8 protein-coding genes and 2 riboswitches are annotated in these 12,010 nt (G+C 64.9%); of the genes, 6 read left to right on the top strand and 2 right to left on the bottom strand.

Annotated elements, in window-relative coordinates; translation table 11 throughout:
* The first annotated feature begins 9 nt into the window (after positions 1–9).
* Positions 10–1,605 carry an alpha-glucosidase gene (locus K663_RS18330; protein WP_062121499.1) on the top strand — a complete coding sequence of 532 codons (1,596 nt, stop codon included), beginning with the start codon at positions 10–12 and terminating at the stop codon, positions 1,603–1,605.
* On the opposite strand, the gene fdhD is transcribed toward K663_RS18330, so the two are convergent.
* Both fdhD and K663_RS18340 read right to left on the bottom strand, forming a co-directional pair.
* The gene (fdhD, locus tag K663_RS18335) at positions 1,592–2,374 is read right to left on the bottom strand and encodes a formate dehydrogenase accessory sulfurtransferase FdhD (protein WP_062121500.1); all 783 of its coding nucleotides are present in this window, start codon (positions 2,372–2,374) and stop codon (positions 1,592–1,594) included. The genes K663_RS18330 and fdhD overlap by 14 nt on opposite strands.
* Positions 2,375–2,498: 124 nt before the next feature.
* Positions 2,499–3,914, bottom strand: coding sequence for a porin (locus tag K663_RS18340; protein ID WP_062121501.1), 1,416 nt, complete (start codon positions 3,912–3,914; stop codon positions 2,499–2,501).
* Between the two features lie 157 nt (positions 3,915–4,071).
* A riboswitch (cobalamin riboswitch) is annotated at positions 4,072–4,315 on the top strand.
* A gap of 175 nt (positions 4,316–4,490) precedes the next feature.
* On the opposite strand from K663_RS18340, the gene K663_RS18345 reads away from it, so the two are divergent.
* The 5 genes from K663_RS18345 to bluB are packed head-to-tail and all read left to right on the top strand — an operon-like array spanning position 4,491 to position 11,540.
* Entirely contained in the window at positions 4,491–5,540 is a 1,050-nt protein-coding gene (locus K663_RS18345; protein ID WP_062121502.1) for a HoxN/HupN/NixA family nickel/cobalt transporter, read from the top strand.
* Positions 5,537–6,577, top strand: a complete 1,041-nt coding sequence (gene cobW / locus K663_RS18350) for a cobalamin biosynthesis protein CobW (protein WP_062121503.1) — start codon at positions 5,537–5,539, stop codon at positions 6,575–6,577. The genes K663_RS18345 and cobW overlap by 4 nt, the downstream gene beginning before the upstream one ends.
* Entirely contained in the window at positions 6,577–10,302 is a 3,726-nt protein-coding gene (gene cobN, locus K663_RS18355; RefSeq protein ID WP_062121504.1) for a cobaltochelatase subunit CobN, read from the top strand. Before cobW ends, cobN begins: the two co-directional genes overlap by 1 nt.
* Complete coding sequence (gene cobO, locus K663_RS18360) at positions 10,295–10,900, top strand: cob(I)yrinic acid a,c-diamide adenosyltransferase (RefSeq protein ID WP_062121505.1); 606 nt, start codon at positions 10,295–10,297, stop codon at positions 10,898–10,900. The genes cobN and cobO overlap by 8 nt, the downstream gene beginning before the upstream one ends.
* A gap of 1 nt (position 10,901) precedes the next feature.
* On the top strand, positions 10,902–11,540 hold the full coding sequence (gene bluB, locus K663_RS18365; RefSeq protein WP_083536030.1) for a 5,6-dimethylbenzimidazole synthase: 639 nt from the start codon (positions 10,902–10,904) through the stop codon (positions 11,538–11,540).
* Between the two features lie 105 nt (positions 11,541–11,645).
* Positions 11,646–11,871: riboswitch (cobalamin riboswitch) on the top strand.
* Positions 11,872–12,010: the final 139 nt, after the last annotated feature.

Genomic DNA, 12,010 nt, shown 5'->3' on the forward strand with positions numbered 1-12,010 from the left:
CAGCAGCGCATGAGCGATTCCGGCCAGCCATGGTGGAAGGGCGCCGTCATCTACCAGATCTATCCCCGCAGCTTTCAGGATTCCAACGGTGACGGGATTGGCGACCTGCGGGGGATCACGCAGAGGCTGGAGCATATTGCCCGGTTGGGCGCGGACGCGATCTGGATTTCGCCCTTCTTCACTTCGCCCATGCGGGACTTTGGCTATGACATCGCCGATTATTGCGGGGTCGATCCGATTTTCGGCACGATCGAGGATTTCGACGCGCTGGTGGCGCGGGCGCATGCGCTGGGCCTGAAAGTCACGATCGATCAGGTTTATGCCCATACATCGGACGTGCATGACTGGTTCCGGGAAAGCCGCGAGAGCCGGACCAATGCGCGGCAGGACTGGTATGTGTGGGCCGATCCCAAGTCGGACGGGTCGCCGCCCTGCAACTGGCAGTCAGTGTTCGGCGGCCCGGCATGGACCTGGGATGCGCGGCGGCGGCAATATTATATGCACCAGTTTTTGGTCAGCCAGCCGCAGCTCAACGTCCACAACCCGGCGGTGCAGGACGCGCTGCTGGACGCCATGCGCTTCTGGCTGGACCGGGGCGTGGACGGTTTCCGGCTCGATGCGCTCAATCATGCGATGCATGACCCGCTGCTGCGCGACAACCCGCCTGCCCCCGACGACGGCAAGCCGCGCACCCGCCCCTTCGACTATCAGATCCGCCGTTACAGCCAGTCGCACCCCGATGTGGTGGGCTTTGTCGAGCGCATCCGGACGCTGACCGACCGCTATGGCGCGATCTTCACCATGGCGGAAGTCGGGGGCGACCGCGCCGAGATGGAGATGAAGGCGTACACGGCAGGGGACGATCTGCTGAACAGCGCCTATGGCTTTGATTTCCTCTATGCCCCCGCGCTCACCCCGGCGCTGGTGGCGGAGACGGCGGCGCGCTGGCCGAATGAACCGGGCATGGGCTGGCCCAGTTGGGCGTTTGAAAATCATGACGCCCCGCGCGCCTTGTCGCGATGGTGCAAGGCGGGGGATCGCGCCGCTTTCGCGCGGATGAAGATAGCGCTGCTGATGGCGCTGCGCGGCAATGCCATCCTGTATCAGGGCGAGGAGTTGGGGATCACGCAGGTCGATATCCCCTTTGAGCGGTTGCAGGACCCGGAAGCGATCGCGAACTGGCCGCTCACATTGTCGCGCGACGGGGCACGCACGCCACTGCCCTGGGAAATGGCCGCCAGCGAAGCGGGGTTCAGCACCGCTGCGCCCTGGCTGCCGGTGGGGGATGACAATCTGGCGCTGGCGGTGGATGGACAGGAGGCCGATGCAGGGTCGCTGCTGAACTTTACCCGGAAGATGCTTGCCCTGCGAAAAGCGAACGCACCGCTGCGTTACGGCAGCATGGAGGTGCTGCTGGCGGATGAAAGCCGGTTGCTGTTCCGGCGGACCGAGGGCGCGGACAGGATAATGTGCCTGTTCAACCTGTCGGACAGCCCCGTCGCATGGCCAGAGGAGAGAGCAGCGGAAGGGACCGTCCTGTTCGCCACCAATGGCGCGTCGATCGGCACACTGCCCGCCTATGGGGCGATCTTCATTCGGGAATGACCATCGTCGCCAGCATCGCGTCCGCCCGCGCCAATACAACCAGCGGCAGGCCGGCGCTTTCGGCGCGTTCCGCCGCCAGGCGGGTCGGGGCGGAAATGGTGACGAGCAAGGGGCAGCCAGCCAGTACCGCCTTTTCCACCAGTTCGTAGGAACAGCGGGATGACAGCAGCGCAAAGCCGCCGTCCCAGTCCATCCCGTCAAGCCGCATCCCCCCGATCAGCTTGTCGAACGCATTGTGGCGGCCGACATCTTCATGGACCAGGCGGATCGAACCATCGGCACCGACCAGCGCGGCTGCATGGACCGCGCCCGTCCGGGCATTGAGCGGCTGATGACCCGAAAGGGCGGCAAGTGCGCGGAAGATCGCGGAACGATCCGCCCGCGATTGCGCGGTAACGGGCGGCAGCGGGCGGATGGCCTGTTCCAGATTTTCGACGCCGCACAGGCCGCAGGAAGAATCCGACACGCGATGGCGTATCCGGCCCAGCAGCCCTTCGACACGGTCGGGGGGCAAAGTCGCGCGGGCGACGACCCCCTGGGCGGTCGTGTGAACATCGACCGTGAATGGCGCGTCCGCCGGACTGACCAGTCGTTCGGAAAGAGCAAAGCCAAGCACCAGTTCGGCAATGTCGCCCGGCGTCGCCATCAACACCGCATAGCCGACGCCATTGAATTCAATGGCAACCGGCACTTCATCGGCCAGTTCCCGTTCCTCCACCGAAAACGCGCCGCCGGACGCGATCCGGGTGAAGGAAAAGTTTGAGGGCATGGCCACGATCTACGCGCGCTGGAGGGGTGCTGCAATATGCAGCCAAGTCACCCCTTCACGCTATTGAAATGATCCAAGCCGGAGCGGCGCGACAAAACACCCGCCGCGCCGTTCCAGGCACCAATCAATAATTCCACTGCACCTGCGTACGGATGAGATTGCCTTCCGCGCGCCCGGCGCGGCGTTCATCCGCTTCGGCGCGCTTCATGCGGGCGTAGGCCAGCGTGATTTCGAGCGCCTTCCACGGCTGCCATTCGACGCCCAGTTCGAATTCGTCGGTCTCCAGGCGCGGCGCGCTGGTGGAGCCTTTCCAACCGCCACGATAATGTTGCCAGCGGGCGTAGGGGATCAGCGAGCCGATCGATTCCGTCGGGGCGCGGTACATCATCTGGACATAGCCGCCGCTGAGCTTTTTCGATTCCACAGACAGGCTGAGCGGATCATACTGTGGTCCCTTGCCCCAGTTCCATTCGGCCTGAATGCCGAAGGGCTGCGGATAGAGCATCGCGTGGATGCCGGCGCGGTTGTCGTCAACGGGTCCACCGACTGACCCGCTGCGCAGTTCAGGCTGGAAATCGTTCATCATCGCCGATCCGCCGATTTCGAACACCTGGCCAGCGAAAGCATCGCCCAGGCCGTCGAGTTCAATGGGCCATGTGGCGAAGGCGACCTTCATCAGGCCCTTATTCTGTTCCGTCCGGTTGATGCCCTGGCCGTTGAAAACGCCAAAGCCAAATGCGCCGTAATTCCCGAACAGCTTTTGCCCGTCATCCCCCAGCCGGTCCCAGATTTTCTGGACTGAAGGCGGGGTATAAAAGGCGATGACGCCCAGATCACGTTCGCCCGGAACCGCGCTGTTGATCCCGTCGCTGCGGTCGAGCGTCAGGCGGTTGGAGGAGGACTGCATATTTTCCCAGCCATAGGGCACCTTGGATTGGCCGAGGCGCAGGCGGAAGGTCTTGGCCTTGTCAAGGAACACATCGGCATAGGCGTCACGCAGCTGGGCGAAGCCTTCGCGGCGCTCGCTGCCTGCCTGATTACTCACGGCAGTCGCGAAGTCCGATTGCAGATAGAGCGAGACGCGGTCGGAAATATCGCCCTGAACCACAAGGCGCGCGCGGCGTAGAGAGAAGCTGCCGCGATCGGATATCGAGCTGTCATGGACCGACCGGAGGCGGGACTGGCCAGCGGGCGCCGTATCATCCCCGGACAGGAATGCGTTATAGCGCATCTGCGTGTAGCCGCGCAGCGACAGCCGTTCATACCAGGCCTTCGACTTGGGCGCTGGAGCAGTGGCCGCCTCTGGCGCGGCCGCAGGCGGCTGCGCGGGGGCGGTGGCAAGCGTGGCAGGAGCCGGTGTCGCCGGAGCAGCGGGAGCCGGAGCCGCAGCAGCGGTCTCAGGAGTCGCGCCCTTGTTTGCGGCAAGCGCACTCGTGAGCGCCTGAACCTGCGCCTTGAGTTCGTCGATCTGGCGCTGCAACGCTTCGTTGCTCTGCGCCTGCGCCACTTCCGGCATCAACGCCAGCAAGCTCACCATCATCGCCGCGCCACTCGCCCTTAAACCTTGCACTTGCTAAACTCCCTCATGTCTCTGTGCAGCGGGCCGCTATTTCATTTAGATGACGGATGCGTGACCGACGTGTGACTCTTTTATTTCAATTCCTTCCCGCTTCCCTTTGTCCCCCAAGCTCTCTATGGACGGCATTGATCGCGCCGGTGCCTCGCAAGGGGCTTAAAATGGGAATGCGGTGCGGATGCTTACGGCGTCCAAATCCGCGGCTGTCCCTGCAACTGTAAGCGGTGAGCGAGACGCATATCGACCTTCCGTGACGATCGGGGGTCAGCCACTGGGCCGGACGCTAAATCCTGCGAGGCCTGGGAAGGCCATGTGTCGAGCGATGACCCGCAAGCCAGGAGACCTGCCAGCGTCTGGTCGCTCTTGCTTTGGTCCAGGGGATGGCCGGGGCACGGTTTTCCGTCTGAGCGACGCGTGCGGCGGGAGCTGCACCGGCATGCGTGCCGGGCGCCGTTTGGGTGTCCGTCCGGCGCGTGCTGTCGGCCGCGATGCGGAGGTTCCCGTCAAGGTTCGCTGACGCCGACGGGAGACTGGTCTCCGATGGACATGAGTTTTGCGGCGCTGCGTGGTCGCGCCACGTGGATGTTCGCCGCCCTGATCGCCGCCAACCTGGCGCTATGGCTGTGGGCCGCGCTGATCTTCGCCGACAGCACGATGATGCTGGGCACGGCCCTGCTCGCCTGGAGCCTGGGGATGCGCCATGCGGTCGATGCCGACCATATCGCCGCCATCGACAATGTGACGCGCAAGTTGATGCAGGAAGGGCAAAGGCCGCTGACCGTGGGCCTGTGGTTCGCGGTCGGGCATAGCGGCATCGTCCTGATCGCGGCGGTGCTGATCGCCGTGGCGGCAAGCGCGCTGAGCCGGGTGGAGGCGGTAGGCGAAGTGGGCGGCACGATCGCCACGATCATCTCCGCCACATTCCTGTTCGCGATCGCGGCGATGAACCTCATCATCCTGCGATCCGTCCTCAAGACCTTCAACCATGTTCGCAGCGGCGGTGCCTATGTCGATGAGGATATGGACATATTGCTGGGCAATCGCGGGTTTCTGGCACGCATTTTCAAACCGCTGTTCCGGCTTGTCACGCGCAGCTGGCACATGGCTCCGTTGGGTTTCCTGTTCGGACTGGGGTTCGACACCGCCACGGAAGTCGCGATCCTCGGCCTGTCGGCGGGGCAGGCTGCGAGCGGGCTTTCAATCGCGACGGTCCTTATCTTCCCCCTGCTCTTCGCGGCGGGCATGGCGTTGATCGACACGGCGGACGGGGCACTGATGATGGGCGCCTATCAATGGGCGTTCGTGAAGCCGATCCGTAAGCTCTACTACAACATCACCATCACGCTGGTGTCCGCGCTGGTCGCCATCGTCATCGGCGGGATCGAAGCGGCGGCGCTGCTGGGCGACAAACTGGGCCTGACCGGCGGCGTCTGGTCGATCGCCGCCAATCTTGGCGAACATTTCAACAGCCTGGGCTTCTTCATCATCGGCCTGTTCGCCGCCTGCTGGCTGGTGAGTTGGGCCATCTACCGCTGGAAACGCTTCGACGAGATCGAAGTGCTCCTCGCCAAACAAGGACAATCCATATGAGCAAGGTTCCCGCCACCGTCATCACCGGCTTTCTGGGCGCTGGAAAGACGACGCTGATCCGCCACCTGATAGAAAATGCAGGGGGTCGCCGCCTTGCCCTCATCATCAACGAGTTCGGCGATGTCGGCGTCGATGGCGCGCTGGTTAAGGGGTGCGGCGACGAGGCGTGCCCGGACGAGGACATCATCGAACTGGCCAATGGCTGCATCTGCTGCACCGTCGCGGACGATTTCCTGCCCACCATGCAGCGGCTGCTGGACCGGGATGTGCCGCCCGATCACATCATCATCGAAACCTCCGGGCTTGCCCTGCCAAAGCCGCTGGTCAAGGCGTTCCAATGGCCCGGCATCCGCACCCGCGCCACCGTGGACGGCGTGATCGCCCTGATCGACGCAGACGCGCTGGCGGCGGGCCGCTTCGCCCATGACGAGGACGCGCTGGCCGCCGCGCGCGCGGCCGATCCGACGCTGGACCATGACAGTCCGATCGAGGAGCTGTTCGAGGACCAGCTGGCCTGCGCGGACCTGGTGCTGCTGAACAAGACCGACCTGGTGGAACCCGGCAGGCTGGCGGAGCTGGAAACCTCTCTGGTTACCGAGATCCGCCCCGGCGTGCGCATATTGCGCACCGCGCGCGGGGAGATCGACCCGGCTGTCCTGCTGGGCCTGGACGCAGGCGTGGAGGATCAGATCGACGCCCGCCCATCGCATCATGACGATGAGGAAGATCATGACCATGAGGATTTCGACAGTTTCGTCCTGGAGCTTGGCGAACTGGGCAATCCCGCACCACTGCTGGCGGCGCTGGAACAGGCGATCGCCGCGCATGACATATTGCGGATCAAGGGCTTCGTCGCGGTTGCGGGACGCCCGGCCCGGCTGCTGATCCAGGCGGTCGGCCCGCGCATCCAGCATCATTATGACCGCCACTGGCAGGCGCAGGAACAGCGCGGTTCCCGCCTGGTGGTGATCGGTCAGGCCGGGATGGACCGCGCCGCGATCGCGGCCATGCTCAGGCAGCAACCGGTCGCCGCCTGATGCACCTGCTGACCGCCACGCCCGGCACCGTTTCCAACGGCGAGGAAGCGATCGACCTTGGCCAGAGTCCGGGCGACATCGTGCTGCTGACTGTGGCCGACAGCGACCTTGCCTGCTTTGCCAACGCCGCCGCGACATTGGGGCCGAACGCGCCCACCGTGCGTCTGGCGAACCTGTTGCAACTCAAGCATCCCTATTCGGTCGATCTCTATGTCGAAAAGGTGATCGCCCACGCCAAATTCGTCTGCGTAGTCCTGTTGGGCGGTAAGAGCTACTGGCCATATGGCATTGAGGAAATTGCCAATATTGCACGGGAAAAGAGCATCGCCTTTGCCGCCATAGCAGATGGCCGGGAGGACGATCCCGACCTGCGCTCTGCGTCCACCCTGCCACCCGACATGTGCGACCGGCTGCGCGACTATCTGCGGCAGGGCGGCATTGCCAACGCGACCGCCTTCCTCAAGACAGCCGCGCGGGTCGCGGGCTTTGACGCCGGGGCACCGGACGCGCCTGTTCCCGTCGCGGACGCCGGGCTTTACCGGCCGGGCGTCGAGCGACCGACACTGGATCAGGTGAAGGAAGGGTGGCTCGCCGGTCGGCCCACCGCCCTCTTCCTCTTCTACCGCGCGCTGCTGATCGCCGGCACGCTCGACGCGGTGGACGCGATGATTGCGGGGCTGGAGCAGGCGGGGTTGAATGTCCTGCCAGTCCATGTCCGGGCGCTGCGCGAGCCGTTCGTCCGGGACTATCTGCACAATCTGATGGACGGGACGCCGCCTGACGTCATCCTGAACGCCACCGCCTTTGCCGCCTCCGCGCCGGGCGATCCGCGTACGCTCTCCATCCTGGAGCGAGCGGACTGCCTCATTCTCCAGACCCTGTTCGCCAGCGCGGAGCAGAGCGTGTGGGGGGCGAGCGCACGCGGGCTTGGCCCGCGCGACCTTGCCATGCATGTTGCCCTTCCCGAGGTGGACGGGCGGCTGTTCACCCGAGCCGTTGCGTTCAAGGCCGCTGCCCGGTTCGATGCCCGGACCGAATGCAGCATCGTCGTGCCGCATGTGATGGCAGATCGTGTCAGCTTCGTTGCACAATTGACTGCTTCATGGGCACAATTACGCCGCACGCCTGTCCATGACCGCCGCGTCGCCCTGGTCCTGGCCAACTATCCCAACAAGAATGGCCGGATCGGCAATGGCGTTGGATTGGATACGCCGGAAAGCGCCGCCGCCATATTGGGCGCGCTGACGGACGCGGGCTATGCGACGGGCGATGCGCCGCGTGACGGCGCTGCGCTGATGCAGGTGATGACCGGTGGCGTCACCAATGCCTGCCCCGGTCGCGCGGCGGAAGTCATGCTGCCGCTTGGGCAATATGAGGCGGCGTTCATGCGATTGCCGGAGGGGGTGCGGCAGGCCGTGACCAATCGCTGGGGTGATCCGGCTTCCGATCCCTTCATGCGGGACGGGGCATTCCACCTGCCGGTCCATCGCTTTGGCAAGATCGCGGTCGCGGTCCAGCCCTCTCGCGGCTACAATATCGATCCCAAGAGCAGCTATCACGACCCCGCCCTGCCGCCGCCGCACGGCTATCTGGCCTTTCACATCTGGCTGGCGCAGGAATTTCGCGCCCATGCGGTGATCCATGCGGGAAAGCACGGCAATCTGGAATGGCTGCCGGGCAAGGCCATCGCGCTGTCTGCCGATTGCTTTCCCGAAATCTGCGCCGGTCCCATTCCGCAAATCTATCCCTTCATCGTCAACGATCCGGGCGAAGGGACGCAGGCGAAGCGGCGCATCGGGGCCTGCATCATCGATCATCTGACGCCGCCGCTGACCCGCGCCGAAACCTATGGGCCGCTCAAGGAGCTGGAGGCGCTGGTCGATGAATATTATCTGGCGGCGGGAATGGACCCGCGCCGTCTAGAAACGCTGCGCCGCGATATATTGGCGCTGGCCGCGTCACAGGGGCTGGACAAGGATGCAGGCGCGCAAGGCAGTGGAGACGATGCCTTAGCAGCGATTGACAACTATTTGTGTGAATTGAAGGAAATGCAGATCCGGGATGGCCTGCATATCTTTACGCGATCACCCGAGGGGCCGCTGCGCCGTGACCTGCTGATCGCACTGGCCCGCTGTCCACGGGGGATGGATCAGGATGGCCAGCTGTCGCTGCTGCGCGCGCTGGCGGACGATCTGGCGCTGGACTTCGATCCGCTGGACTGCACGATGGGCGCGCCCTGGGCAGGGCCGCGCCCCGCGCCGCTGCACCCCCTTGACCCTGCGCCATGGCGCACGACCGGCGACACGGTGGAGCGGCTTGAGCTGTACGCCATCCACCTGCTCGACAGCGAAGCCGAAGCGCCAGGCCCCCGAAGCGCGGCGGTTTTGCGGGCGATGGCGCAAGACCTTGGCCCACGGATCGACGCCTGCGGAGACGCGGAAAAGGCCGCGCTGCTGAACGCGCTGGACGGCCATTTCGTCCTGCCCGGCCCTTCCGGCGCGCCGACCCGCGGCCGCCCCGATGTACTGCCGACCGGGCGCAATTTCTATTCGGTGGACACCCGCGCCGTGCCGACGGTCGCCGCCTGGAACCTGGGCCAGCGATCCGCCGAGTTGATCGTGCAGGATTATCTTCAGCGCGAGGGCGACTATCCCCGCGCGATTGCCCTGTCCGCATGGGGCACGGCCAATATGCGCACGGGCGGAGACGACATTGCGCAGGCGCTGGCGCTGATGGGTGTGCGGCCACGCTGGGACTGGGCATCGGGGCGCGTCATCGGCTTTGAGGTCATGAAGATCGCGGAGCTCAATCGCCCGCGCGTCGATGTGACCTTTCGCGTGTCGGGCTTTTTCCGGGACGCTTTTCCTGAACAGATCGACCTGATCGACAGCGCCGCGCGCGCGGTCATGGCGCTGGACGAACCGGACGAGGACAATCCCGCCGCCGCCCGGCATCGCACGGAAGCTGCTGCCCTGATGGCGGAGGGCGCGTCCCGAAAGGCGGCGGAGCGCCGCGCGGGAAGCCGCGTCTTCGGATCGCAGCCCGGCGCCTATGGCGCGGGGCTTCAGGCGATGATCGACGAGCGGCTGTGGCATGATCGCGCCGACCTGGCCAACATCTATCTGGACTGGGGCGGCTATGCCTATGGCGGCGGGGTGGAGGGGGACGCCGAGCGCGGCCTCTTCGCGCGGCGGCTGGCGGGGGCCGACGCGCTGGTCCAGAACCAGGACAATCGTGAGCATGACCTGCTCGACAGCGACGATTATTATCAGTTCGAAGGCGGGATCGCGGCGGCGGTGGAGCATCTGTCCGGCAAGAAGCCGCTCAGCTACCACAACGACCATAGCCGCCCGGAACGCCCGGTCGTGCGCACGCTGGAAGATGAGATCGGCCGGGTCGTCCGCGCGCGCGTCACCAATCCCAAATGGATCGCGGGCATGATGCGCCATGGCTACAAGGGCGCGTTCGAAATCGCCGCCTCCGTCGACTTTCTCTTCGCCTTCGCCGCCACCACCCATGCGGTACGCGATCATCATTTCGACGCCGTCCACGCCGCCTTCATCGAGGATGAAGCAGTGCGGGACTTCATGGCGCAAGCGAACCCCGCCGCCCTGCGCGAAACCGCCGCCCGCCTGCTCGAAGCGCTGGACCGGGGGATGTGGAAACCGAAGTCCAACAGCGCCGCCATGCTCCTCTCTCAAGTCAAGGATCCCAATCATGATTGAACGCACGCCCGAACAACATGCCGAAAAGATGAAGAAGAAACAGGCCGCGCACGACAAGATCATGGCCACCAAGACGCAGGAAAAGGGCCTGTTGATCGTCCACACCGGCAAGGGGAAGGGCAAGACGACCGCCGCGCTGGGCATGGTCGTGCGCGCCATCGGCCATGGCAAGAAGGTGGGCGTGGTCCAGTTCGTGAAAGGCGCGATGACGACCGGAGAAAAAGCGGTGTTTGACGCGTTCCCGGATCATGTCACGTTTAAGCCGATGGGCGAAGGCTTTACATGGAACACGCAGGACAAGACCCGCGACATCGCGCTCGCCCGCGAAGCATGGGAAGAGGTAAAGCGGATGATCGCCGATCCGGCCTATGCTATGGTGTTGGCCGATGAGCTTAATATCGTCCTGCGCTATGACTATCTGCCCGTGGACGAAGTGGTGGCGGCCGTGACCGATCGCGATGAGATGAAGCATGTCATCATCACCGGCCGCAATGCGCCCGAAGCGTTGATGGAAGCCGCCGACCTCGTGACCGAAATGACGCTGGTCAAGCACCCGTTTCGCAGCGGCGTGAAGGCGCAGGCGGGGATCGAATATTGATATGAGCGCGCCCGCCATCACCCCGATCGACAGCGCCCGGTTCGAAGCGCTGGTCAGGGCGCGGCGGGACATTCGCCATTTCCGCAGCGATCCCATCGACGAAGCGGATGTCGAATGGCTGTTGAGCATGGCGCATCGCGCGCCGTCTGTCGGCCTGTCACAGCCATGGCGGTTCGTCCGCATTGATACGCCCGAATATCGCGAGCGGCTTGCCTGTCACGTCGATGCCCAGGTGAAGCAGGCCGGAAAGGACTATGCGGGCGAGCAGGACCGGCTGTACCGCAGCCTGAAGCTGCATGGCCTGCGTGAGGCGCCGGTGCTGTTCGCGGTCTATTGCGATGACGGGACCGAGACGGGTCATCATCTGGGCGCCGTCACCATGCCGGAAGCGCGGCGCTATAGCTGCGTCATGGCCGTCCACACGCTCTGGCTCGCTGCACGTACGCGCGGCATCGGCATGGGCTGGGTTTCGATCCTGGAGCCGGCGGGCGTGGATTCCATGCTGGACATACCGGAAAGCTGGGCCTGCCTGGGCCTGCTCTGCCTCGGCAGGCCGATCAGCGAAGAAGATGTACCGGAACTGGAAAGGCGCGGATGGGAGCAGCGCACCGACTGGCATTCGGTCGTGCTGCGCCGCTAGGCGGTATCGACATTCAGCCCCGGCGGCCACAAGCGCCGCGGTCCGCATCCCCACTTCCCTTCCGCCTGCATCCGCCCTATGAAGCGCGGCGAGCCGGGTCATGCCCGGTTCAACGATCGCGCCGGTGTCCCGCAAGGGACTTAAATGGGAACGCGGTGCGGGAGCCTTGCTCCCTAATCCGTGGCTGTCCCTGCAACTGTGAGCGGCGAGCGAGGCATGGACAGGCCGGACCTTTGCCAAGGGACGGCCAAGCCACTGGAGCGATCCGGGAAGGCCCATGCCAAAGCTATGACCCGCAAGCCAGGAGACCTGCCGGAGCAAAGGTCGCTCTTGCCATGATCCAGGGGATGGTCACGGCTCGGTTCTCCGTTTGAGCGACGAATTTTGGGTGCGGTCGTGGCCGCGCTGGCGTGCGCCTGTCGTTCGCCTGGCGCGCGTCCCGGCCGTGTGTCGTGGCGCGGACGTGGAGG

The sequence above is a fragment of the Sphingobium sp. MI1205 genome, assembly GCF_001563285.1.
In the GTDB taxonomy this organism is placed as follows: domain Bacteria; phylum Pseudomonadota; class Alphaproteobacteria; order Sphingomonadales; family Sphingomonadaceae; genus Sphingobium.